Raw genomic sequence first — 23,285 nt, 5'->3', positions numbered from 1 at the left:
CCCGACCTTGTCCCCAGCGAGAACATGTTCTAGTTTTGGGGACGGAAGGTGGTGTGCCGGTGAAGACGGAGCTGGGCTTGGCCGGGACGGTGGTCCTGGTCACCGGGGGCGTCCGCGGCGTGGGCCGGGGGATCGCCGACGTGTTCCTCGCCCACGGTGCCCGGGTCGTGGTCTGTGCGCGGCGGGAAGCACCCACCGAGGCGGAGTTCGCCGCGTGCGACGTCCGCGACGAGACGCAGGTGGCCGCCCTGGTCGAGGGGATCGTCGAGCGGCACGGCCGCCTGGACGTGGTGGTGAACAACGCCGGCGGGGCGCCGTACGTGTCGGCCGCGGCGGCGTCGCCGAGGCTGCACGAGAAGATCGTGCAGCTGAACCTGCTGGCCCCGCTGCTGGTCGCGCAGCACGCCAACGCGGTGATGCAGCGCCAGGACGCCGGCGGTTCCATCGTGATGATCTCCAGCGTGAGCGGCACCCGCCCGTCGCCCGGAACAGCCGCCTACGGCGCCGCGAAGGCCGGGCTGGACAACCTGACCGCGAGCCTGGCGGTCGAGTGGGCGCCGAAGGTGCGCGTGAACGCCCTGGACGTCGGGATGGTGCGGACCGAGCAGGCGCACCTGCACTACGGCAGCGAGGCGGCGGTCGAGGCGGTCGGGAAGACCGTCCCGCTCGGCCGGCTCGCCGAGCCGGCGGAAATCGGGCACTGCGCCGCGTTCCTCGCCTCCGGCCTGGCTTCCTACGTGTCCGGCGCGACCTTGCGCGTGCACGGCGGAGGTGAGGTCCCGGCGTTCCTCGCCGCGGCCGACGTCAACCATCGGGAGGATTCGTGAGCGGGTTGTGCCAGGACCGCGTGGTCGTGGTGACCGGCGCCGGCCGCGGCATCGGACGGGCGCACGCGCTGGCGTTCGCGGCCGAGGGCGCGCCGGTGGTGGTGAACGACGTCGACGGGGACGCGGCCGCCGGGGTCGTCGCCGAGATCGGGGCACTCGGCGGGAAAGCGGTGGCCGACACCTCGGACGTGGCCGACTGGGCCGGGGCCCGCGAGCTGATCGGCGCGGCGCTGGCGAACTTCGGCCGCTTGGACGTGCTGGTCAACAACGCGGGGTTCGTCCGGGACCGGATGCTGGTCAACCTCGCCGAGGACGAGTGGGACGCGGTGGTCCGCGTGCACCTGAAGGGGCATTTCGCGCCGTTGCGGCACGCTGCGGACCATTGGCGGGCCGAGGCGAAGGCCGGGCGGACGCCGAGTGCACGGGTGATCAACACGAGTTCGGGTGCCGGGTTGCTGGGCAGCGTGGGGCAGGGCAACTACTCGGCGGCGAAGGCGGGGATCGCCGGGCTGACCGTGGTGGCGGCCGCGGAACTGGCGCGGTACGGGGTGACGGTGAACGCGATCGCGCCGGCCGCGCGGACCCGGATGACCGAAGCGGTGTTCGCGTCGATGGCGCGTCCGGACACCGGCTTCGATGCGATGGCGCCGGAGAACGTCTCGCCGCTGGTCGTGTGGCTGGGCAGTGCGGAGTCCGGGCACGTCACCGGCCGGGTCTTCGAGGTCGAGGGCGGGAAGGTTTCCCTGGCGCAGGCGTGGCGGCACGGCCCGGCCGTGGACAAGGGCGAGCGGTGGGATCCGGCGGAGCTCGGCCCGGTCGTGAAGGAACTGCTCGAGCGAGCGCCCGAGCCCGAACCGGTCTACGGAGCGAGCTGATGGGCATCCTGACCAAGCGCGACGGCCACGTCGAGGTCGTCACGGTCGACTTCCCGCCGGTGAACGCCCTGCCCGTGCAGGCCTGGTTCGACCTCGCCGACGCCATCACGCAGGCGGGTCGTGACGCGGGAGTGCACGTCGTGATCCTCCGTGCGGAGGGCCGGGGGTTCAACGCGGGCGTGGACATCAAGGAGATCCAGCGCAGTGCCGGTTATGACGCTCTGGTCGGCGCCAATCGAGGGTGCTACGCGGCTTTCGGTGCCGTCTACGACTGCGCGGTGCCGGTGGTCGCGGCGGTGCACGGCTTCTGTCTCGGCGGCGGGATCGGCCTGGTCGGCAACGCCGACGTGATCATCGCTTCGGACGACGCCACCTTCGGGGTCCCGGAAGTCGAGCGCGGCGCCCTCGGCGCGGCGACGCACCTCGCGCGGCTGGTGCCGCAGCACCTGACGCGCACGCTGTACTTCACCGCCCGCAAGATCACCGCGGCCGAACTGCATGCCCACGGTTCGGTCTACCGGGTCGTGCCGCGCGCGGAGCTGGACGAAGCCGCCCTCGACGTCGCCCGGGACATCGCGAAGAAGGACCCGCGGGTGATCCGGGCGGCGAAGGAGGCCCTGAACGGCATCGACACCCAGCAGGTGCACCGCAGCTACCGCTTCGAGCAGGGCTTCACCTTCGAACTGAACCTGCTCGGCGCGTCCGACGAAGCCCGCGAGGAGTTCTTGAATGGCCGATAAGCGCACGACCGCCGACGACGTGGCGGCCGAGCTGAAGGACGGCATGACCATCGGGATCGGCGGCTGGGGTTCCCGGCGCAAGCCGATGGCGCTCGTGCGGGCGATCCTGCGCACCCCGGTCAAGGACCTGACCGTCGTCTCCTACGGCGGCCCGGACGTCGGCCTGCTCTGCGCCGCGGGCAAGGTGAAGCGGGTCGTGTTCGGGTTCGTCACCCTGGATTCGATCCCGTACGACCCGTGGTTCGGCCGCGCCCGCGAGACCGGCGCGATCGAGGTCACCGAGTACGACGAAGGTATGTTCGGCACGGCGCTGTCGGCGGCGATGCAGCGGCTGCCGTTCCTGCCGACACGGGCGGGCCTGGGGTCGGAGGTGATGCGGGCCAACCCCGGTCTGCGCACCGTGCGTTCACCCTACGACGACGCCGAAGAGCTCGTCGCGGTGCCCGCGCAGCGGCTCGATGTCGCGCTCGTGCACCTCAACCGCGCCGATGCCCGGGGCAACGCCCAGTACCTCGGCCCCGACCCCTACTTCGACGACCTGTTCGCCCTGGCCGCGGACAGGTGCTTCGTGTCGGTGGAGAAGGTGGTGGAGACGGCCGAGCTGACCGCGGGTGGGCCGGTGCAGTCGCTGCTGCTCAACCGCGGCGCCGTCGACGGCGTTGTGGAGGCGCCGCGCGGAGCGCACTTCACCACGGCGGTGCCGGACTACGGGCGGGACGAGCGGTTCCAGCGTCATTACGCGGCCTGTGCCAAGGACCTCGACGCCTGGCCGGGCTTCGTGGACCGGTTCCTCTCCGGCGGCGACGAGCAGTATCTGTCCGAAGTGGACAAGTTCGAGGCGGAGGCGGCATGAACGCGACCCGGGCCGAGATCGCCGTGGTGGCGGTGGCCGAGCTGTTCCGCGGCGACGGCGAGATCGTGGCCAGCCCGATGGGCTTGATCCCGCAGCTGGGCGCGAAGCTCGCGCGGCTGACGTTCGAGCCGGATCTGCTGATGTCCGACGGCGAGGCCTATCTGATGACCACCGACGGCGTCGTCGAAGGCTGGCAGCCCTTCCGCAAGATGCTGGACACGATCGTGCCGCACGGGCGCCGGCACGTCGTGATGGGCGCGAACCAGATCGACCGGTACGGCAACCAGAACATCTCCGCCATCGGTGACCACGCCCGCCCCGCCAAGCAACTGCTGGGCGTGCGAGGGGCACCGGGCAACACCGTCAACCACCGCACCAGCTACTGGGTGCCCCGCCACTCCACCCGCGTGTTCGTGGACGCGGTCGACGTGGTGTCGGGCGTGGGATATGACAGTGCGGCGAAGGCGGGGCCGTCGGCCGAGAAGTACCACGACGTGTACCGGGTCGTTTCGAACCTGGGTGTGTTCGACTTCGCCACGCCCGATCACTCGATGCGGGCGGTGTCGCTGCACCCGGGCGTCACCCGTGACGAGGTCACCGCCGCGTCCGCCTTCGAGGTCGATCTGTCCACAGTGGAGACGAGCCGGGCACCCGCCGCGGAAGAGCTGCGCCTGATCCGGGAAGTGCTGGACCCGAAGAGCCTGCGGGACAAGGAAGTACCGGCGTGAAGACGGCCCTGACCCGGCTGGTGGGGGTCGAGCACCCGATCGTGCAGACCGGGATGGGCTGGGTCGCCGGGCCGCGGCTGGTCTCGGCCACCGCGGAAGCCGGGGCGCTGGGCATCCTGGCGTCGGCCACGATGACGTACGGCGAGCTGGAAGCGGCGATCGCCGAGGTCAAGAAGCGGACGGAGAAGCCGTTCGGCGTGAACCTCCGCGCCGACGCGGCCGACGCCGGCGAACGCGTCGACCTGCTGATCCGCGAAGGCGTGAAGGTCGCTTCCTTCGCGCTGGCCCCGCGGAAGGAGATGATCGCGAAACTGCGGGACCACGGGATCGTCGTCATCCCGTCGGTCGGCGCCGCCCGGCACGCCGAGAAGGTCGCCGCCTGGGGGGCCGACGCCGTCATCGTCCAGGGCGGCGAAGGCGGCGGGCACACCGGGGGCGTGGCCACCACCCTGCTGCTGCCTTCGGTCCTGGACACCGTCGACATCCCGGTCGTCGCCGCCGGCGGCTTCTTCGACGGCCGCGGGCTCGCCGCCGCGCTCGCCTACGGCGCGGCCGGCGTCGCGATGGGCACCCGGTTCCTGCTGAGCAAGGAGAGCACGGTTCCCGACGAAGTCAAGCGCCTCTACCTCGAGCAGGGGCTCACCGGCACGGTCGTCACCAAGCGTGTCGACGGCCTCCCGCACCGGGTGCTGCGCACCGGCCTCGTCGAGCAGCTCGAACGCACCGGCCGGATCCGCGGCCTGGCGCAAGCGGTCCGCAACGCGCTGCGGTTCCGGAATATCACCGGACTGTCCCCGGTTGCCATGGTCAAAGAAGGCCTGGCGATGAAGCACGGCAACGATCTGACGTGGAGCCAGCTGGTCATGGCGGCCAACACCCCGATGCTGCTGCGGGCGGGGCTGGTCGAAGGCCGGACGGACGCGGGAGTGCTAGCGTCGGGGCAGGTGGTGGGCATGATCCACGACCTGCCCACGGTGGCGCAGATCGTCGAAGGCGCAGTGGCCGAGGCGGGTGAGATCCTGCGGCGGCTCGGCCGGCAAACGGGAGGATGAGAGAGCGGTGTTGAAGGTCGGATACAAGGCTTCGGCGGAGCAGTTCGGGCCGAGGGACTTGGTCGAGTACGCCGTCCGCGCCGAAGAGGTCGGTCTTGATTCGGTGTGGGTGTCCGATCACTTCCTGCCGTGGCGGCACGAAGGCGGCCACGCTCCGTGGGCGCTGGCGTGGATGCCGGCGGTGGCCGAGCGGACGAAGCGGGTGCAGATCGGCACCAGCGTGCTGACCCCGACGTTCCGGTACAACCCGGCGGTGATCGCCCAGGCGTTCGCCACGATGTCGCTGCTGTCGAACGGCCGCGTGATCCTCGGTGTCGGGTCCGGCGAGGCGCTGAACGAGATCGCGGTGTCGGGGCGGGAGTGGCCGGAGTTCAAGGAGCGCTTCGCCCGGCTGCGCGAGTCGATCAAGCTGATCCGTGAGCTGTGGACCAGCGACAACGTGAACTTCAAGGGCGACTACTACGAGCTGGTGGACGCCAAGATCTACGACCGGCCGGAGCAGCCGGTGCCGGTGTACGTCGCGGCCGGCGGCCCGGTGGTGGCCAAGTACGCGGGCCGGGCGGGGGACGGGTTCATCTGCACGTCCGGCAAGGGCATGGAGCTCTACACCGACAAGCTGATGCCGGCCGTCAAGGAAGGCGCGGAGGCGGCCGGGAAGGCCGTCGAGGACGTCGACCGGACGATCGAGATCAAGCTGTCGTATGACCGCGACCACGAGAAGGCGCTGGAGAACACGCGGTTCTGGGCGCCGCTTTCGCTGTCGGCGGAGCAGAAGCACAGCGTCTCCTCGGCCGAGGAGATGGAACGGCTGGCCGACGAGCTGCCGATCGACCAGGTCGCCAAGCGGTGGATCGTGGCGTCGGACCCGGACGAGGCCGTGGCGCAGATCAAGCCGTACCTCGACGCGGGCCTCAACCACCTCGTCTTCCACGGCCCGGGCCACGACCAGGAACGCTTCCTGACCCAGTTCTCCGAGGACGTCCTGCCGAAGCTGCGCGCCCTCGGCTGACCGGCCCGCGATGCAGTGAATGACTCATTCCTGACGTCTGATGCCAGGAATGAGTCATTCACTGCGATCGCTTCAGAGGCGTTCGATGATGGTGACGTTGGCGGTGCCGCCGCCTTCGCACATCGTCTGCAGCCCGTACCGGCCACCTCGGCGCTCCAGTTCGTGCAGGAGCGTGGCGAGGAGCTTGGTGCCGGTGGCCCCGATCGGGTGGCCGAGGGCGATCCCGCCCCCGTTCACGTTGACCCGGCCGGGGTCCGCGCCGGTTTCGTCCAGCCAGGCCAGGACGACGCTCGCGAAAGCTTCGTTGACCTCGAACAGGTCGATGTCCTCGATCTTCAGCCCGGCGTTGCGCAGCGCGTGCGCCGTCGCCGGGATCGGGCCGGTCAGCATCCACACCGGGTCCGCGGCGCGCACCGACAGGTGGTGGATGCGGGCCCGCGGCGTCAGGCCGTGCTCCTTGACGAACGTCTCCGACGCCAGGATGGCCGCGCTCGCGCCGTCGGAGATCTGGCTGGCCACCGCCGCCGTCAGCCGCGAACCCTCGCTCAGCGGCTTCAGGCCGCGCATCCGCTCCAGTGACGTGTCCCGGCGCGGGCCCTCGTCGTGCCGGAAGCCGTCGACCGGGGCGATCTCGGCGTCGAACCGGCCTTCGTCGATCGCGGCCAGCGCTCGCCGGTGGCTGCGCAGCGCGTATTCCTCCATGGCCGCGCGGCTGATGTCCCAGTGCTCGGCGATCATGTCGGCGCTGCGGAACTGCGACACCTCGGCACTGCCGTAGCGCTCCTGCCAGCCCTTCGAGCCGGAGAACGGGTCGTCGAAGCCGTACTCGCGCCCGGCCAGCATCGCCGCGCTGATCGGGATGCGGCTCATGTTCTGCACGCCCCCGGCCAGCACCAGGTCCTGGGTGCCGGACATGACGGCCTGCGCGGCGAAGTGCACGGCCTGCTGGCTCGACCCGCACTGCCGGTCGATCGTCACGCCGGGCACGTGGTCGCCGAACCCGGCGGCGAGCCAGGCGGTGCGCGCGATGTTGCCCGACTGCGGGCCGAGGGTGTCGGTGCAGCCGAGGATGACGTCGTCGACCAGGTCCGGGTCGACGCCGGCGCGCGCGACGGCCGCCTTGATGACGTGCGCGCCGAGGTCGGCCGGGTGCCACCCGGACAGTGCGCCGCCGCGCCGGCCGACGGGGGTGCGGACCGCGTCGAGGAGGAAGGCTTCGGGCACGGGGGCTCCTAGGGGTGCTGGCTGGAGACGGAGACGACTTCGCCGGTGAGGTAGCTGGCGTAGTCACTGGCGAGGAAGACCATCACGTTGGCGACCTCCCACGGTTCGGCCGCGCGGCCGAACGCTTCGCGTTTGGTGAGGTCTTCGAGGAGTTCGTCGCTGGTGACCTTGGCGAGGAAGGGGTGCATGGCGAGGCTGGGGGCGACGGCGTTGATCCGGACGCCGTGTTCGGCGGCGTCGAGGGCCGAGCACCGGGTCAGGGCCATGACGCCGGCTTTGGCGGCGGCGTAGTGGGCTTGGCCGGCTTGGGCGCGCCAGCCGATCACCGAGGCGTTGTTGACGATCGCGCCGCCACCGCCTTGGGCGACGAACTGCTTCAGGGCCGCGCGGGTGCAGCGGAACGTGCCGGTGAGGGTGATGTCGAGGACGCGCGACCACTCCTCGTCGGCCATCTCCAGGACCGACTTCGTGCCGCCGAGGCCCGCGTTGTTGACCATGACGTCGATGCGTCCGAAGTGGTCGACGGCGCCGTCGACGAGGGCTTGGACGTGCTCTTCGCGGGTGACGTCGCAGGGGAGGGCGTGGACCTTGCCCAGTTCGGCGAGCTCGGCCGCCTTCTCGGCGAGTCGGCGTTCGTGCCAGTCGCTGATGACCACGCTCGCGCCTTCTTCGAGGCAGCGTCTCGCCACCGCCGAGCCGATCCCGGTGCCGGCCGCCGCGGTGACCACGACGACCTTCCCCCGCAGCAGGTCGTGGCCGGGTGGGTACTGGGGGATCACGGGCGGGCCTCCCGGGGTAGGCCGAGGACGCGCTCGGCGATGATGGTGCGTTCGATTTCGTCGGAGCCGCCGTAGATGGTGTCGGCGCGGGTGAACAGGAACAGCCGCTGCCACTCGTCGAGTTCGTCCCCGTCGGAGGTGAGGGACCGGGCGCCGCGGGCCCGCATCGCGAGTTCGCCGAGGCCGCGGTGCCACTGGGCCCACAGCAGTTTCCCGACGGCGACTTCCGGCCCGGCGGCCTCGCCGAGGGTGCGCAGGGCGTGGGCGCGCAGCACCCGCAAGCCGATGCGGGCGCGGGCGAGGCCGGCGCGCAGGAGCGGGTCGTCGTAGGTGCCGAGCCGTTTCGCTTCGGCGGTGATGTCCTCGAGTTCGCGGCGGAAGCCGATCTGCTGGCCCAGCGTCGAAACGCCGCGTTCGAAGCCGAGGGTGGCCATCGCGATCTTCCAGCCCTCGCCCGGTTCGCCCACGACGTGATCGGCGGGGGTGCGGGCGTCGTCGAAGAAGACTTCGTTGAACTCGGAGGTGCCGGTGAGCTGCTGGATCGGGCGGATGGTGACGCCGTCCTGGCGCAAGGGAACCAGCAGGTAGGACAGGCCGTGGTGGCGCTGGGAACCGGGTTCGGTCCGGGCGACGACGAAGCACCAGCCGGCCACGTGGGCCAGGGAGGTCCAGATCTTCTGGCCGTTGATCACCCACTCGCCGTCGCGCCGCACCGCGGTGGTGGAGACGGCGGCGAGGTCGGACCCGGCGCCGGGTTCGGAGTAGCCCTGGCACCACAGCTCCTCGACTGCGACGATCCTGGGGAGGAAGCGGGCCCGCTGCTCGGGGGTGCCGAACGCGATGAGCGTGGGGCCGAGCAGTTGTTCGCCGATGTGGTTGACCCGGGCGGGTGCGCCGGAGGCGGCGTATTCCTCGTGGAAGGCGACCTGCTCCGCCAGGGACAAGCCCCGGCCGCCGTGCTCGACCGGCCAGCCCACGCAGGTCCAGCCCGCCGCGGCGAGGTGGCGTTCCCAGGCGAGGCGCAGGTCGAACTCCTCGTGCTCCCGCCCCGGGCCGCCGAGACCGCGCAGCCGGGCGAACTCGCCGGTCAGGTTGCCGGCGAGCCAGTCCGCGACCTCACGGCGGAATCGCGACGGTTCCACGCACGCCTCCTTGCTGCCGGGCCGGTCCGGCACCTAGGGTAATGAGAACACGTTCTACTTTGTCGGTCCAGAGGAGGCTGTGGTGGGACAGACCACGATCCCGGCCGTCGTCCGTGATGCCGCCGCGAAGTTCGGATCCGCGGAAGCACTGGTCGACGGCTCGGTGCGGATCGGCTACGACCAGCTTCTGGAACGTGTTCAAACGGTCGCGCGGGCGTTCGCCGCGTGCGGCGTCCAGGCGGGCGACCGGGTCGCGGTCGCCCTGCCCAACACCCACCACTGGGTCTTCGCGGCGCTCGGCGCCCTCTACGCGGGCGCGGCCCTGATCCCGGTCAACACCCGCTTCACCGCCACCGAAACGGTCGACCTGCTCGTCCGCGGCCGGGCCACGGCGCTCGTCGTGGCCGCCGACTTCCTCGGCACCGACCGCCACGCCGCGATCCGGGAGACCGGTGCCGCGCTGCCGGACCTCGGCACGGTCGTCCGGGTGCCGCTGCAGGAGCCGCACCGGCCGGTCGAGGGGACGCTGGGCTGGGACGAGTTCCTGGGCGGGGCCGAGCGGGTCTCGCCGGCCGAAGCCGAGGCACGGGCGGACGCCGTCGGCCCGGACGACGTCAGCGACATCCTCTTCACCTCCGGCACCAGCGGCCGCTCCAAGGGCGTGCTGTCGGCCCACCGCCAGGCGGTCGAGGTCGCCGCGGCGTGGGCGGACTGCGGCCAGGTCACCGCGGACGACCGGTACCTGGTGATCAACCCGTTCTTCCACAGCTTCGGCTACAAGGCCGGCATCGTGGTGGGCCTGCTGACCGGCGCGACGATCGTCCCGCAGGCGGTGTTCGACGTCCGCGAGGCGCTGAAGGCGATCGAGCGGGAGCGGATCTCCGTGGTGCCGGGCGCGCCGACGGTCTTCCAGTCGCTGCTGCACGAGCCGCGCAAGGGCGATCTGTCGTCGCTGCGGCTCGCGGTCACCGGGGCGGCCACCGTGCCCGCGTCGCTCGTGCGCCGGATGCGGGCCGAGCTCGGGTTCGAGACCGTGCTGACCGCCTACGGCCTGACCGAGGCCGTCGTGGTGACGATGTGCCGCCCGGGCGATTCCGCGGAGCTGGTGGCGAGCACGTCGGGCCGGGCGACGGCGGGCTTCGAAGTGGCGATCCAGGGTTCGCCGGGGGAGATCGTGGTGCGCGGGCCGAACGTGATGCTCGGCTACCTCGACGACCCGGAGGCGACGGCGAAGGCCGTCGACGAGCGGGGCTGGCTGCACACCGGTGACGTCGGCGAGCTCGACGCCGACGGCAACCTCACCATCACCGGCCGGCTCAAGGACATGTACATCTGCGGCGGCTTCAACGTCTACCCGGCCGAGGTCGAACACGCCCTGACCGAGCTGCCCGGCGTCCGCGACGTCGCCGTCGTCGGCGTCCCGGACGAGCGGCTCGGCGAGGTCGGAAAGGCGTTCGTCGTCGGAGCCGGGCTGACCGGGGAGGCGGTCATCGCCTTCTGCCGCGAGCGGCTCGCCAACTACAAGACCCCGCGGTTCGTCGAGTTCCTGGACGAACTGCCCCGCAACGCTTCCGGCAAGGTGCTGAAGCGGCTGCTGACCGAGGAGAAGGCATGAGTGAATCGGTGGTCCGGTCGCAGCGGCGGGGGCCGGTCGCGGTCGTGACGATGAACCGGCCGGAGTACCGCAACGCCCAGAACTCGGCCATGACCTACGCCCTCGACGACGCCTTCACCGAGGCGGTGAACGATCCCGAGGTCAAGGTGATCGTCCTGGCCGGGGAAGGGAAGCACTTCTCGGCGGGGCACGACATCGGCAGCCCGGGCCGGGATGCGGACCAGTCGTTCGAGCGGCGGGCCGTGATGTGGTGGGACCACACCGACCGGGCCGGCGGCGATCAGCGGTTCGCCCGCGAGTCCGAGGTCTACCTCGGGATGTGCCGCCGGTGGCGGGAGATCCCGAAGCCGATGATCGCCAGCGTCCAGGGCGCCTGCATCGCGGGCGGGCTGATGCTGGCCTGGGTGTGCGACCTGATCGTGGCTTCCGATGACGCGTTCTTCGCCGATCCGGTGGTGCGGATGGGCATTCCGGGGGTCGAGTACTTCGCGCACCCGTGGGTCCTCGGGCCTCGCGCGGCGAAGGAGGTCCTGTTCACCGGCGAGCGGTTCACCGTCCAGCAGGCCAAGGACTGGGGCATGGTCACCCGGATCGTGCCGCGCGCCGAACTGGAACAGCGCACTCTGGAGCTGGCCGAGAAGATCGCCGGGATGCCGTCGTTCGGGTTGGCGCTGGCGAAGAAGGCGGTCAACCAGGCCGAAGACCTGATGGGGCTGCGGTCCGGAATGGACTCGGTCTTCGGACTGCACCACTTCGCGCACGCCCACAACGCGGAAACCTCCGAAGACGCCCTCGGTGGGCAGTCCGCGCGGTCGATGCGCGACGCGAACAAGGAGGCGTGATGGACCTCGACATCGACGAGGCTTCGGCGGCCTTCCGGGACGAGGCCCGGGCATGGCTCGCCTCGCACGTCCGTTCGCTGCCGTCGATGGACACCGCGGAAGGCTTCGAAGCCCACCGCGCGTGGGAAGCCGAACTCGCCGAGGCGCGCTGGTCGGTCGTGTCGTGGCCGGCGGAGTACCACGGCCGGGACGCGTCGATGCTGCAGTGGCTGTTGTTCGAGGAGGAGTACTACGCCTCGGGGGCGCCGGGGCGGGTGTCGCAGAACGGGATCTTCATGCTGGGCCCGACGTTGTTCGCGCACGGCACGCAGGAGCAGCGCGATCGCATCCTGCCCGCCATGGCGACCGGCGAGCAGGTGTGGGCGCAGGCGTGGTCGGAGCCCGAGGCGGGCAGCGACATCGCCGCGTTGCGCAGCACGGCGGTCCGCACCGACGGCGGCTGGCTGCTGTCGGGCCAGAAGACGTGGAGTTCCCGAGCCACTTTCGCCGACCGTGCGTTCGGCCTGTTCCGGACCGACCCCGAAGCCCGGCGCCACCACGGCTTGACGTACTTCATGGCCGATCTGAAGGCCGAGGGGGTCACCGTGCGGCCGATTCCGCAGCTGGACGGTGAGCCGGGGTTCGCGGAGATCTTCTTCGACGACGTGTTCGTGCCCGACGCGGACGTGATCGGCGAGGTCGGGCAGGGCTGGCGGGTGGCGATGACGACGGCGAACAACGAGCGCGGGCTGTCGCTGCGCAGCCCGGGCCGGTTCCTCGCCGCGGCCGATCGCCTGGTGGACCTCTGGCGGTCCCACGGCGCCGCGGAGTCCACAAAGGACCGGGTGGCGGACGCGTGGATCGGGGCCCGCGCCTACCAGCTCTACACCTTCGGCACGGTGAGCCGCCTGGCCGAGGGCGGCGAGCTGGGGCCGGAGTCGAGTGTGAACAAGCTGTTCTGGTCCCACCTCGACGTCGAACTCCACGAAACCGCGCTCGACGTCCTGGGCCCGGAAGCGGAGACGAACGCGGAATGGGTCGACGGCTACCTGTTCTCCCTCGCCGGCCCGATCTACGGCGGTACCGACCAGATCCAGCGCAACACGATCGCCGAACGGCTGCTGAAGCTCCCGAGGGAGGCCCGCCGATGAGGTTCCTGCTCTCGCCGGAGCAACGGCAGTTCGCCGCGACGCTGCACGAGCTGCTGGGCGGGGCGGACACCGCGGCCGCCGCCCGGGCGTGGGCGGCGGGGGAGCACGACCGCGGCCTCAAGCTCTGGCACGCACTCGCCGACGTCGGCGTCTTCGCGCTGCTGGTCGACGAGGACCACGGCGGTCTCGGCGCCGGCCCGGTCGACCTGGTGGTCGCCTGCGAAGCGCTCGGCTACCACGCCGTCCCGGGCCCGCTCGTCGAGTCGGCCGCGGTCGCGCCGGCGTTGCTGACCGGGCACCGGCTCACCTCGCTCGCCGAGGGCGACCTCGTGGCCACCGTCGTCGCGCCGCCGGAAGTCCCCCTCGCCCTCGACGCCGACATCGCGGGCGTGGTCCTCGACCTGACCGGCGCGCACCTCGCCGGCGCCGGCGCCGGGGCCGGGCCCGTGCGCTCGATCGATCCGCCGCGGCGGTTGTTCCGGGTCCCGGCCGCGGCCGGCCGATCGGGTGGCACCGCGTTCGACCGCGGTGTCCTCGCCGTGGCCGCCCAGCTCCTGGGGGCGGCCCAGTGGCTCCTCGACACCTCGGTGGCGTACGCCGGGCAACGCAGGCAGTACGGCCGGGCCATCGGCGAGTACCAGGCGATCAAGCACCTTCTCGCCGACGTCGTCACCCGGCTGGAACTGGCCCGGCCGCTGCTCTACGGCGCGGCCGTGGCCGGGGAGACCTTCGCCCGCGACGTCTCGGCGGCGAAGGTCATGGCCGGCGACGCGGCGCTCCTCGCGGCGCGGACCGCCCTGCAGGTGCACGGCGCCATCGGCTACACGGCCGAGCACGACCTCGGCCTCCGGCTGACGAAGGTCCGGGCCCTCGCCGGGGCCTGGGGGACCGGGTCGTTCCACCGCGCGCGGGTCCTCCGATGACGGACCCGATGGAGACCGAGGAAGCCCGGGCGCTGCGGGACGCCGTCCGGGCCCTGCTGACGCGCCGGTCGGGACCGGCGGCGGTGCGGGCCGCGCTGGAGTCGCCGCTGGGCTACGACGACAAGCTGTGGTCGACGCTCTGCGAACAGATCGGCGTCGCCGCCCTGGCGATTCCCGAGCAGTACGGCGGCGCGGGCGCCGGGCTCGCCGAGGCGTGCGTCGTGCTCGCGGAACTCGGCCGGACGCTCACCCCCGCGCCGATGCTCGGCTCGGCGGTGCTGTCGGCTCAGGCCCTGCTCCTGACCGGCAACGACGCGGCGTGCGGCGAACTGCTGCCGGGCATCGCCGCGGGCACCACACTGGCGGCGCTGGCCTGGTCCGGCGCGGACGGCCCGTGGACACCGGCCCTGAGCGCGTCGGACGCCGGCCTCGACGGCCGCGCCTGCTACGTCCTGGACGGCGACATCGCCGACGTCCTGGTCGCCGTGGCCCGCACGGACGACGGGACCGGCCTGTTCGAGGTGCCCCTCGACGGGGTCCGCCGGGAACGGGTCACCAGCCTGGACCCGGGCCGGCGCCTCGCGGTCGTCGAATGCGCTTCGGCACCCGCCCGCCGCCTCGACACCGGCGGGTTCGCCGAGCCGCTGCGGCAGCTGCGCGACACGGCGACGGTCGCCGTCGCCGCGGAGCAGGTCGGCGCGGCCGCGCGGGCGTTGGAGCTGACGGTCGAGTACACGAAGCAACGCCGCCAGTTCGGCCGCCCGATCGGATCGTTCCAGGCGCTGAAGCACCGGATGGCCGACGTGCACGTCCACATCGAAGCAGCACGCTCGGCGCTCTACGCGGCCCTGGTGGACGGCGACGCCGAGGCCGTCGCGACCGCGAAGGTGGTGTGCGGCGAGGCGTTCGAGCACGCCGCGGCGGAGATGATCCAGCTCCACGGCGGGATTGCGATCACCTGGGAGCACGACGCCCACCTGTACTTCAAGCGGGCGCACGGGACCGCGCTGCTTTTCGGTGATCCGGGCTCGTGGCTCAGCCGGTGAGCCGGGCGGCTGAGCCGGGTAGTGCGCGGTTGGCTCCGGTCAGGGTGACGGGCACTTCGCGGCTGGCTCCGGTCGGGCCGCGGGCGACCGGCCGGCGGGCTCGGCAGCGGGCGCACGGGACTGCCTTGCTCTTCGGCGGCCCCCGCGGGCTTCCCGGGCTTCCGGCTCAGCCGGTGAGCCGGGCGGCGGAACCGGGCAGTTCGCGGTTGGCCTCGTCCAGGCCGCGGGCGACCAGCCGGCAGGCCGGGCAGCCGGCGACGTGCTCGGCGACCGTGTTCGCCCTCCGCGGCGGCAGGGCCCCGCGGACCCAGGCGCCCATCCGGCGGCGGGGTTCGCGGCAGCTCGGCTCGTCCGGCTCGGGCACCTGGACCTGCAGGTAGGCCTGCCGCAGCCCTTCCCGCGCCCGCATGGCCAGCGCCGCGACGCTGTTCGGCGACAGGCCGAGCGAGGGCGCGACCTCCGTCGGCGTACCGCCCTCGGCCTCGGTCCGCCACAGCACCGTCCGCCACCGGCCGGGCAGTGTGCAGTAGGCCGACCACACGAGGCGGGCGTTCGACCGGCGGAGGGCGAGTTCGTCGGCGCCCCCGGCGGGGGCTTCGGGGAGCGTGGCCCGCAGCTCCACCCGGCTGCGCTGCTTGCTCCACCGCGCCACCAGGTTGCGCAGGGTCACGACGAGGTAGGGCCGCAGATCCCCGTGCGGCCCGCCCCCGGCGCGCACCACGGTCAGCACCCGGGCGAACGTCTCGGCCACGAGGTCGTCGCGCTCGGCGGGCTGCCGCGCCCACGCCCCGGCGGTCCGCCACAGCGGCTCGGCGTGCCGGCGGAAGAGCCGCCCGGCGGCCTCGAGATCCCCGGCCCGCAGGGCGGCGAGCAGCACGGAGTCCGGCTCGTCGTCGGCTGGTTCCATGGCGGTCTCCCCGGGGTCAGGCACGCTCCGTGCCTCCGGGTACCCAAAGTGAAGAGGACATTCATGTCCGTAATCGCCGGTCGGCCCGATCGGGTGGTTAAGCTCGGCCGGCGATTATCGGCACTTCACGAGGGCAGGCCGGGTGGACGACCGAAGGTGGCAGCGGGATCGGCCGGTCCTCGCCCGGCTCCGTGCCGAGTGGACCGCGGCGCTGACCCGCGCCGGGATTTCCGCCGAGACGCTCGCCATCGAGTTCGAGCCGTCGGCCGAACCCGGGCCCGGCATCCTCTGGAACTGGTGGGTTTCGTTCTCGCTCGGCGACGTCACCGTCGACGCGATGATCGCGGAGGGACTCGACACGATGGCGTTCGAGGACGAGGCCGGCTACTTCGACGACGACGTGGCGCCGGGCGACGTGCCGGACTACCTCGCCGGCCGGGTCCGGGGCCTCAGACCGCGAAGACCTGGGCGTCGTCGGCGAAGGCTTTGAACTCCAGGGCGTTGCCGGCCGGGTCGAGCAGGAACATCGTCCACTGCTCACCGGCCTGGCCCGCGAAGCGGACGTAGGGCTCGATCACGAACTCCGTGCCCGCCGCCCGCAGCCGGTCGGCGAGGGCCTGGAACCGCGGCACGGTGAGGATCAGGCCGAAGTGCGGCACCGGCACGTCGTGGCCGTCGACCGGGTTGTGGACGCGCTCCGGCCCCGCCGGGGCCAGGTGCGTGACGAACTGGTGGCCGTGCAGGTTCCAGTCGACCCACGTGTCCGCGCTGCGCCCCTGCTCGAGGCCGAGGACTTCGCCGTAGAACCGCCGGGCGGCGGCCAGGTCGTCCACCGGCATCGCCAGGTGGAACCGGGGGATGGAGGGGGTCATCGGGCTCCCTTCGTCGAGACTCATGTCTTAATGTTAACATTACGACATGAGTGGTTCGCTGGTTCCCGCCCGGCGTCGCGGGCTGGCCGACGAGGTCGCGGACCGGATCCGCGACGCGATCTTCGACGGCGTCTACGCCCCCGGCAGCCAGCTGCGCGAAGTGGAGCTGGCCCAAGTGCTGGGCGTCAGCCGCGGGCCGGTGCGGGAGGCGCTACTCAAGCTGGAGCGGGAAGGTCTCGTCCGCAGCGAGTGGCACCGCGGCGCCACGGTGACCACGCTCTCCGGCGAGGACGTCGCCGAGCTGGACAGCCTGCGGGCGGCCCTCGAGCACCTCGCCGTCGAGCTGGTGGTCGAGCGCGCCGCCGACGATGCCCTGACCGCGCTCGAAGCCGTGGTGCGGCGCATGGAACGAGCGCACGACGAGCACGAAATGGTCCGGTGCGACCTGGAGTTCCACGACGCGGTCTACGCGGCCACCGGCCACCGGCGGCTGCGCGAGGCCTGGCAGGCGATCCGCTCGCAGGTGCACCTGTTCCTGCTGACCCGGATCGGCGTCGCCACCGACGGCTACCTCGCGGGCATCCCGGCCGAACACCGGGAACTCGTGGCGGCCCTGCGCGCCCGCGACCGCGAAACGGCGCTCGCGCTGTTCGCCGAGCACCGCCGCCACGCCTTCGAAATCCTCAATGGACGGACGACCCAGGGCATCAGAGCACCAGGTCCGCCGCCGTCCTGAGCTCCTGGGCTTCGCTCGTCGACTCCAGGCCGCCGAGGGGATCGGCGGCCTCGAGGTCGCCGAACGACAGGCCGGTCAGCTCGGCGATCCGGCGGACCGGCACCTGGTACGTGCGATAAGCGCCGTAATCGAACTCGACCGCCGCCTCCAGCCCGTGGATGAGCTCCTCCTGGCTCAGCAGGTACGCCGTCGCCGAGAGGGCGCCGCCGGACTTGACCATCGCGACGACCTTCCAGAACTGGCGCGGCAGCTGCACCCCGCGGTACCGGTCGTCGTCCGCGGCCAGCACCGGGCCGGTCACCACGCTGACCTTGAGGTCGAAGTTGTCCGCGTTGGTCAGCACGTAGTCCTCGAGCCCGGCCCAGGTCGTCTTGTTCTGGTTGAAGTCCTTGTGCTGCGGCGAGCAGTTCGTGAAGTGGAACGTGTCGTCGTTGCCCAGCTGCGCGATCGGCTCCGTCGCGCCCCACGCCGGGTCGAGGCGGCGGACCAGGTGCCCGCGGTCCAGGGGGTTGTCCCGGTAGATCTCCTCGCCGATCTGCTCGGTCACGGCCACGCGCGGGTCGAGCGACCAGTGGTCGGCTTCGCGCCGCAGCGACCGGCTGGTGCGCCCGTCGATGTTGACCGCGGTGAACATCGCCAGCCGCCGCTCGCGGTGCATGACGACGCTGAAGTGGTGGTACGGCAGCACGTACTTCGGCTCGCCGGTGGCCTGCCGGTTGAGCGCGGCCAGCGGGAGGAGTGCGTCGGACAGGCCGGGCAGCGGCACGGTGTGCCCGGGCAGGAAGGCCGGGTCGTACCCTTCGCGGTTCGAATAGTCGGGATCGATCCGCCCGGTGGCCGCTTCGGCGCGCAGCCGGATGTCGAACGGCATCGAGAGCGACAGGACCGGTGCGGCGCCGCCGGCGGCCGGCCGCGCGCGCTCGGGGCGGGTGGCCAGCCGGTCGAGCAGCGCCTGCTGCGCCGGCGCGAACTGCCGGCCCCGCAGGAACTTCAGCAGTTTGCTGACCCGGATGCCTTCGTTGAGGAAACCGCCGTACTCGGCGTGGCCCGCCGCCGGGACGCTCGCGTGGTGCAGCGCGACGATCTCCCACTGGTCGTTGAACACCGGCGAGCCGGACGAGCCGGGTTCGGTGTCGGTTTCGTAGTGCAGGAATTCGTCGAGGACGTCGACGACCCGGTTTTCCCGCAGCGCGACCTGTTTCTTGCCGCCACCGGGGTGCTGCACGATGGTGACGAAGTCGCCGACGATCGCCTTGCCCTCGCTGGCGATCAGCCGGTTGAAGCCGAAGGGGCGCAGCTCGTCCGCGGTCGCCTTCACCGCGACCAGCGCGAAATCCAGCTCCCGGTCGGCGGCGAAGAACCGGTCCGGGTCGAGGGTGAAGGCCCGCACCGGCCGGGGCAGGCCGTCGATGCCGTCCTGGTAGTCGAACTCGATGACGCTGAACCCGGCGGCCCCGGCGTCCGGCAGCACGTGGTGGTTGGTCAGCAGCAGCTCCGGCGACACCAGCGATCCCGTGCCGTAGCCGACGAGCCGGCCCTGGGCGGTGCGGATGTTCACCCGGCCGACGGCGGCCGACGCCGCGACACCGCCTTCGAGGTAGCCCACGCCGAGCAGGTCGTTCGTGAGCACGATGCGTTCGAGGATCGCGCCGGCGGCCGTCATCGCTTCCGGGTCCCCGGCCGCGATCGCCGCCGGGCTCACCGGCCGGACGTCGGGGTAGTAGCGGCCGAGCCGGTCGATCCGGGTGGCGATCCGGCTCGGCTCGTCGGCCTCGGCGATCCCGCCGGGTTTGCGCAGCAGCGCGATCTTGGCCTGCCGTGGCCCGGTGCGCTCGGCGGCCCGGGCCGCCGCGGCCTGTTCCTGTTCGGACTGCCGGTCCGTTTTGACGTCCACGATGCCTCCCGGCTGGCGGGGCGGAAACACCGCGTTAGTCGCGCGACCGGAGGGTGCGTTACACGATTTCCGGCGAGTCGCCGGGAATTCTTTTTCAATCCACTTCGCGGTATTTTCCCGCGATCGAAGCTATTCCCGAAAATCTCGCACCGGAAGCACGATCGCCGACGCGCGCGCGGGGTCGTGGTGGACCTCCTGGTCCGCCGCGCGCAGTGTGACCGCCGTGGCGTGGGGTTCACCGGTGCCGGGATTGCGGGCGTAGCGCGGGAAAGCACCACTGGAGACCTGGACCCGGATGCGGTGCCCGCGCCGGAACCGGTGCGCCGTCGGCCACAACCGGACCGGGACGGCGGCCAACTCGGCCGCGTCGCGCAAGCTGGTGAGGCCGTCGCAGACGTTGACCGAGCGGCCGTCCGGGCCGACGTCGCAGAGCCGGACGAAGACGTCGGCGAACCGCAGGCTCGAGCGGAACCAGATCTCCGCGTGCACGTCCCCGATCACTTCGACGTCTTCGCCGAGCACGTCCGTGGTGTAGGTGAGGACGTCGGCGCGGGCTTCGAGCGCCGCGTTGTCCACCCGGCCGGCGTCGGGTGCCATGCGCACGCCACCGGCCGCGGGGGTCGGGTCGGCCGGGTCGTAGCGGTAGCGGTCCGGGGCCGACCCGCCGGGAACGTCCGTGGCCAACGTGCCCCCGGCCTGCAGGTGGAACCGTTGCGGCGCATAGCCTTCCGGCGGCCACGAAGCGAAGTCGCGCCAGGCTTCCTCGCCCATGACGAACAGCCGCACCGGCGCCCGCTCCGGCGGTTCCTCGCCGCGCGCGAGCGCGAGCCCGAACTCACACGTTTCCCGGAGGGAGACGCCCGCGCCGGTGAGCAGGTCGCCGGCGTGGGTCCACGGCCCGACCGTGAGCCGCGGCCGCCGGCCGGCGTCCTGCAGGGTCCGGAAGTCGCGGAGCTGGCCGGGCAGGAAGATGTCGTACCAGCCGCCGACCGAGCTGACCGGCACGGTGACGCCGGCGACGCGGTCCCGGTGGTCGAGCGCCGCCCACCGGGGGCTCGTCTCCGGGTGGGCGAGGACGTCCTGGATGTAGTCCGAGCGGTGGCCGATGGCGACGACGTCGGCCTGGGCGAGCGGCAGTGTGGACAGCGCCTGCTGCACTTTCTTCGCCTGCCTGCGTTGCCGGAGCAGCGCGAAGCGGCGCTCCTGGGTCGCGACCTGGACACCCCAGCCGAACGGTGTCTCCAGCGAAAGGCCGTCCTCCCGCAGGAATTCCAGCGTCAGGCCGGACTCGGTGACGTGCGGGACCATCGCCTTGACCTGCGGCGGCAGGCGGTCGGCCACGGCCCACTGCACGTAACCCAGGTAGCTGGGGCCGGTGAGCACGATCGCGTCGCCGAACCAAGGCTGCTGCACGACCCAGTCCAGCGTCGCGAGGCCGTCCTCGCGCTCCTGTCGCAGCGGATCGAAGGCACCGCCGGAACCGAAGCCGCCGCGGGTGCTCTGGATCAGCACCTGGAAACCGCGCTCGGCCAGCGGGCGGGCCATGATCGCCCCGAACACGCCCCGGCGGCCGTAGGGGCTGCGCAGCACCGCCGTCGGCAGGCCCGCACCCCCGGTGCGCGGCGCCCAGTGGTCCGCCAGCAGCTCGGCGCCGTCGGGCATCGGGACCCGCAGGTCCCGCTGGACGGTGAGGCGCCGGGTGGCCGGCGCGGGCAGCTTCAGCAGGCGTTCGACAAGACGGCTGATCATCGGCCGGCCTCCTTCGTGATCATCGCGGTGACGACCGTGCGCATGCGCATCAGCCGGTCGGCGAACTCTTCCGGGTCGAGCGGGTCCGGCCCGTCGACGACCCACGTGTTGACGAACGCCCCCGCGCCCCCGGTCAGGAAGGTGGCCAGGTCGTCGATACCCGCGGCGTCGAGGTGACCGCCGAGTGCGTGGCCGAGGTGCTCCCGGTTGAGCGGGAGGAACAGGCCGGTCAGCGCCTTGTTGAGGGCATACGCCGACGCCCCGGTCAGCAGGGCGCGGTAGAAGCGCCGGTGGGCGGCGAAGTGCCGGCCGAGCGCCAGGAACGATCCGTGCTCGTCGGTGGCGGACGCCAGGCCGTCGAGGTCGCCGAGCAGTTCGCGCCGCACGAGGTCGAGCGCGGCCTCCAGCAGCAGCGTGTCGCGGTCGCCGAACTGCTGGTACAGCACCTGGCGGCTGACGTCCGCGGCCTCGGCGATCTCGGACACCGGGACGCCCGTGGAGTCGCGTTCGGACACGAGCTCGACCGCGGCCCGCATCAGCGCCGCGCGCGACCGGCGCACTCGCCGGTCCTTCACGGGCGCTTCGGTCGTCCAGTCACCGGGCACAGCGTTGATAATGGACAGGTGTCAAGAAAATAGCAAGTGTTCGGTAATTCCGCCTCTGCCGGGGATGCGAGGATGCGGCCATGTCTTCGACCATGCGGGCCTTCGTGCTCACCGGGCCGGGCGAGTGCTCGGTGCAGGAGGTCCCCGCGCCGCGGGCCGTGGCGGGCGAGGTCGTCGTCGACGTCGACCGGGCGGGCGTCTGCGGCACCGACGTCGAGTTCTTCACCGGCGAGATGACCTACCTCCACCAGGGACATTCGGCGTACCCGATGCGGCTCGGCCACGAGTGGGCGGGCACGGTCACCGAGGTGGGGGCGGGCGTGGACCCGGCCTGGCTCGGCCGCCGCGTCATGGGCGACACGATGCTCGGCGACCGGACGTGCCGCCGCTGCCGCCGGGGGCACCAGCACACCTGCGAGCGGCGCCAGGAGGTCGGCATCCGCGGCGGCCGGGCCGGTGCGCTGGCCGAGCGGCTCGCCGTGCCCGCCTGGTCGCTGCACGCCCTGCCCGACACGGTGGACGCCGTGCTCGGTGCCCTCGTCGAACCGGGCGGCAACGCCCTGCGCGCGGCCCGCGCGGCCGGCGCCGGCACGGGCGACCGGGCGCTGGTGCTGGGACCGGGCACGATCGGGCTGCTCACGGCGATGTTCCTGCGCGCGGCGGGTGCCGAAGTGCACGTGCTGGGCGTCGGTTCCCCCGAATTCCCCCGCAGCCTCGGCTTCGCGGACACCTGGACCCGGGAAACGCTGCCGGACCTGCCCTTCGACGCGGTCGTCGACGCGACCGGCGCCGCCGGCGCACCCGCGCTGGCGGTGGAACTGGTGGAGCCCGCGGGCCGGGTCGTCTACATCGGACTGTCCGGGCGGCCCAGCCACCTCGACACCCGCGAGCTGGTGCTGAAGGACGTCACGGCGGTCGGCGTCCTGTCCGCGTCGCCGGGCCTGGCCGAGACGATCGCCGCGTACGCGAGCGGCGCCGTCGACCCACGGCCGCTCGTCGCGGCGACCGTGGGCCTGGGTGAGGTCGGGGCCGTGCTGGCGGGGGAGCGGATCGGCGGTGCGGGACCGAAGGTGCACATCGACCCGCGCCGCTGAGGCGCTCAGTACGGATCGCTCAGGACATCCGCTCTGGCGGCGGACTTGGCGGCATCGCGCAAGCCCGCGAGTTCGGTGAGGTCGTCCTTGATCCGCCAGTTCATTTCGCTGCCCCGCTCGGCGAACCGCTTGGCCTGGACCGCCAGCCGGGTAGCCCGGAACATCTTCGACAGCATCGCGTTGACTTTTTCGGTGACCTCGCTCGACCCGGTCAGCTCCAGGGCTTCCGCCGCGCGTGCGCAAACCGAGTACTGCGACGCGAAGGCCTCCTCGTCGAACGCCATCGTCTTGAGCTCACCGAGTGATGCCGAGGCGAGGTGGCGGACGGCGTTGCTCCAGACTTCGTAGGCGGCGAAGAAGTCGGCGTAGGCGCTCACGCGCTCTGCGCGCCACACCGTTCGAGCGTCATGGTCACGTTGCTCTCGAAACTTCTGCTGTTCGCGTTCGAACCTGAGGTCTTCCCGTTCCCGCTCGCGCTCGTAGCGCGCGTCTTCGCGGTCGCGCTCCCGCACCCAGCGCTTGTCGTCCCGGCGCGAGGCCAGCTGCTGACCGCCGATCGCGCCCAGCAGCGCCAGCGAGCCCGAAACGACCGCGGCTATCCAGTCGGCCATCCGGGCAGCATACGGAGATCAGAGCTGCTTGA

The 23,285-nt window shown here is 72.1% G+C and carries 24 protein-coding genes; 15 read left to right on the top strand and 9 right to left on the bottom strand.

The features are described from left to right. Nucleotides 1-59 precede the first annotated feature (59 nt). Genes AB0F52_RS17895 through fgd form a run of 7 tightly spaced genes read left to right on the top strand, consistent with a single transcriptional unit; the run spans nt 60 to nt 6,084 of the window. Nucleotides 60-827 (top strand): SDR family oxidoreductase, encoded by a 768-nt coding sequence (locus AB0F52_RS17895; RefSeq protein ID WP_360171570.1) that lies wholly within the window; start codon nt 60-62, stop codon nt 825-827. Then, complete coding sequence (locus tag AB0F52_RS17890; RefSeq protein ID WP_360171567.1) at nt 824-1,702, top strand: SDR family oxidoreductase; 879 nt, start codon at nt 824-826, stop codon at nt 1,700-1,702. Before AB0F52_RS17895 ends, AB0F52_RS17890 begins: the two co-directional genes overlap by 4 nt. Next, complete coding sequence (locus AB0F52_RS17885) at nt 1,702-2,442, top strand: enoyl-CoA hydratase family protein (RefSeq protein ID WP_360171564.1); 741 nt, start codon at nt 1,702-1,704, stop codon at nt 2,440-2,442. Before AB0F52_RS17890 ends, AB0F52_RS17885 begins: the two co-directional genes overlap by 1 nt. Continuing rightward, nucleotides 2,432-3,295 (top strand): CoA-transferase, encoded by an 864-nt coding sequence (locus AB0F52_RS17880; RefSeq protein ID WP_360171561.1) that lies wholly within the window; start codon nt 2,432-2,434, stop codon nt 3,293-3,295. Before AB0F52_RS17885 ends, AB0F52_RS17880 begins: the two co-directional genes overlap by 11 nt. Beyond that, nucleotides 3,292-4,023 carry a CoA-transferase gene (locus tag AB0F52_RS17875; protein ID WP_360171558.1) on the top strand — a complete coding sequence of 244 codons (732 nt, stop codon included), beginning with the start codon at nt 3,292-3,294 and terminating at the stop codon, nt 4,021-4,023. Before AB0F52_RS17880 ends, AB0F52_RS17875 begins: the two co-directional genes overlap by 4 nt. Then, on the top strand, nt 4,020-5,075 hold the full coding sequence (locus tag AB0F52_RS17870; protein WP_360171555.1) for a nitronate monooxygenase: 1,056 nt from the start codon (nt 4,020-4,022) through the stop codon (nt 5,073-5,075). Before AB0F52_RS17875 ends, AB0F52_RS17870 begins: the two co-directional genes overlap by 4 nt. Before the next feature lie 7 nt (nt 5,076-5,082). Further along, nucleotides 5,083-6,084: a glucose-6-phosphate dehydrogenase (coenzyme-F420) gene (gene fgd / locus AB0F52_RS17865; RefSeq protein ID WP_360171552.1), complete on the top strand. Its 1,002-nt coding sequence runs from the start codon at nt 5,083-5,085 to the stop codon at nt 6,082-6,084. Between the two features lie 72 nt (nt 6,085-6,156). On the opposite strand, the gene AB0F52_RS17860 is transcribed toward fgd, so the two are convergent. From AB0F52_RS17860 to AB0F52_RS17850, 3 genes are read right to left on the bottom strand one after another with little or no spacing between them, the layout of a single operon-like run. Beyond that, nucleotides 6,157-7,308, bottom strand: a complete 1,152-nt coding sequence (locus AB0F52_RS17860) for an acetyl-CoA C-acetyltransferase (protein WP_360171549.1) — start codon at nt 7,306-7,308, stop codon at nt 6,157-6,159. A gap of 8 nt (nt 7,309-7,316) precedes the next feature. Then, nucleotides 7,317-8,087 carry an SDR family oxidoreductase gene (locus AB0F52_RS17855; RefSeq protein WP_360171546.1) on the bottom strand — a complete coding sequence of 257 codons (771 nt, stop codon included), beginning with the start codon at nt 8,085-8,087 and terminating at the stop codon, nt 7,317-7,319. Further along, entirely contained in the window at nt 8,084-9,229 is a 1,146-nt protein-coding gene (locus AB0F52_RS17850) for an acyl-CoA dehydrogenase family protein (protein ID WP_360171543.1), read from the bottom strand. Before AB0F52_RS17850 ends, AB0F52_RS17855 begins: the two co-directional genes overlap by 4 nt. Nucleotides 9,230-9,311: 82 nt before the next feature. Between AB0F52_RS17850 and AB0F52_RS17845 the strand changes: the two genes are divergently transcribed. The 5 genes from AB0F52_RS17845 to AB0F52_RS17825 are packed head-to-tail and all read left to right on the top strand — an operon-like array spanning nt 9,312 to nt 14,785. Then, nucleotides 9,312-10,844, top strand: a complete 1,533-nt coding sequence (locus AB0F52_RS17845; RefSeq protein WP_360171540.1) for a FadD3 family acyl-CoA ligase — start codon at nt 9,312-9,314, stop codon at nt 10,842-10,844. Continuing rightward, the gene (locus AB0F52_RS17840) at nt 10,841-11,686 is read left to right on the top strand and encodes an enoyl-CoA hydratase (RefSeq protein ID WP_360171537.1); all 846 of its coding nucleotides are present in this window, start codon (nt 10,841-10,843) and stop codon (nt 11,684-11,686) included. Before AB0F52_RS17845 ends, AB0F52_RS17840 begins: the two co-directional genes overlap by 4 nt. Then, complete coding sequence (locus AB0F52_RS17835; protein ID WP_360171534.1) at nt 11,686-12,816, top strand: acyl-CoA dehydrogenase family protein; 1,131 nt, start codon at nt 11,686-11,688, stop codon at nt 12,814-12,816. The genes AB0F52_RS17840 and AB0F52_RS17835 overlap by 1 nt, the downstream gene beginning before the upstream one ends. Continuing rightward, the gene (locus AB0F52_RS17830; RefSeq protein WP_360171531.1) at nt 12,813-13,739 is read left to right on the top strand and encodes an acyl-CoA dehydrogenase; all 927 of its coding nucleotides are present in this window, start codon (nt 12,813-12,815) and stop codon (nt 13,737-13,739) included. Before AB0F52_RS17835 ends, AB0F52_RS17830 begins: the two co-directional genes overlap by 4 nt. Then, complete coding sequence (locus AB0F52_RS17825; protein WP_360171528.1) at nt 13,736-14,785, top strand: acyl-CoA dehydrogenase family protein; 1,050 nt, start codon at nt 13,736-13,738, stop codon at nt 14,783-14,785. Before AB0F52_RS17830 ends, AB0F52_RS17825 begins: the two co-directional genes overlap by 4 nt. A 166-nt stretch (nt 14,786-14,951) precedes the next feature. Here the strand turns inward: AB0F52_RS17825 and AB0F52_RS17820 are convergent, their stop codons facing one another. Further along, nucleotides 14,952-15,692: a sigma-70 family RNA polymerase sigma factor gene (locus AB0F52_RS17820; RefSeq protein ID WP_360171525.1), complete on the bottom strand. Its 741-nt coding sequence runs from the start codon at nt 15,690-15,692 to the stop codon at nt 14,952-14,954. A gap of 142 nt (nt 15,693-15,834) precedes the next feature. Between AB0F52_RS17820 and AB0F52_RS17815 the strand changes: the two genes are divergently transcribed. Continuing rightward, nucleotides 15,835-16,182 carry a hypothetical protein gene (locus AB0F52_RS17815; protein WP_360171522.1) on the top strand — a complete coding sequence of 116 codons (348 nt, stop codon included), beginning with the start codon at nt 15,835-15,837 and terminating at the stop codon, nt 16,180-16,182. Here the strand turns inward: AB0F52_RS17815 and AB0F52_RS17810 are convergent. Continuing rightward, a complete protein-coding gene (locus AB0F52_RS17810; RefSeq protein WP_360172046.1) occupies nt 16,142-16,564 on the bottom strand; it encodes a VOC family protein in 423 nt (140 codons plus the stop codon). The two genes, AB0F52_RS17815 and AB0F52_RS17810, sit on opposite strands and share 41 nt — an antisense overlap. 46 nt (nt 16,565-16,610) lie before the next feature. On the opposite strand from AB0F52_RS17810, the gene AB0F52_RS17805 reads away from it, so the two are divergent. Further along, a complete protein-coding gene (locus tag AB0F52_RS17805; protein ID WP_360171519.1) occupies nt 16,611-17,300 on the top strand; it encodes a GntR family transcriptional regulator in 690 nt (229 codons plus the stop codon). Here AB0F52_RS17805 and AB0F52_RS17800 read toward each other — a convergent pair. From AB0F52_RS17800 to AB0F52_RS17790, 3 genes are all read right to left on the bottom strand, one after another. Beyond that, entirely contained in the window at nt 17,272-19,194 is a 1,923-nt protein-coding gene (locus tag AB0F52_RS17800) for a DNA/RNA non-specific endonuclease (protein WP_360171516.1), read from the bottom strand. The two genes, AB0F52_RS17805 and AB0F52_RS17800, sit on opposite strands and share 29 nt — an antisense overlap. A gap of 129 nt (nt 19,195-19,323) precedes the next feature. Continuing rightward, nucleotides 19,324-20,943, bottom strand: a complete 1,620-nt coding sequence (locus AB0F52_RS17795) for a CocE/NonD family hydrolase (RefSeq protein ID WP_360171513.1) — start codon at nt 20,941-20,943, stop codon at nt 19,324-19,326. Beyond that, nucleotides 20,940-21,548: a TetR/AcrR family transcriptional regulator gene (locus AB0F52_RS17790; RefSeq protein WP_360171510.1), complete on the bottom strand. Its 609-nt coding sequence runs from the start codon at nt 21,546-21,548 to the stop codon at nt 20,940-20,942. Before AB0F52_RS17790 ends, AB0F52_RS17795 begins: the two co-directional genes overlap by 4 nt. An 80-nt stretch (nt 21,549-21,628) precedes the next feature. Here AB0F52_RS17790 and AB0F52_RS17785 point away from each other — a divergent pair, with 80 nt between their 5' ends. Next, nucleotides 21,629-22,642 (top strand): alcohol dehydrogenase catalytic domain-containing protein, encoded by a 1,014-nt coding sequence (locus AB0F52_RS17785; protein ID WP_360171507.1) that lies wholly within the window; start codon nt 21,629-21,631, stop codon nt 22,640-22,642. 5 nt (nt 22,643-22,647) lie between these two features. Here AB0F52_RS17785 and AB0F52_RS17780 read toward each other — a convergent pair whose 3' ends face one another. Beyond that, nucleotides 22,648-23,253, bottom strand: a complete 606-nt coding sequence (locus AB0F52_RS17780) for a hypothetical protein (RefSeq protein ID WP_360171504.1) — start codon at nt 23,251-23,253, stop codon at nt 22,648-22,650. Nucleotides 23,254-23,285: the final 32 nt, after the last annotated feature.

It is taken from the genome of Amycolatopsis sp. NPDC024027 (assembly GCF_040638975.1).
GTDB lineage: Bacteria > Actinomycetota > Actinomycetes > Mycobacteriales > Pseudonocardiaceae > Amycolatopsis.
The sequence above is the reverse complement of the archived record's forward strand: the minus strand, read 5'-3'. Positions and strand labels throughout refer to the sequence as shown.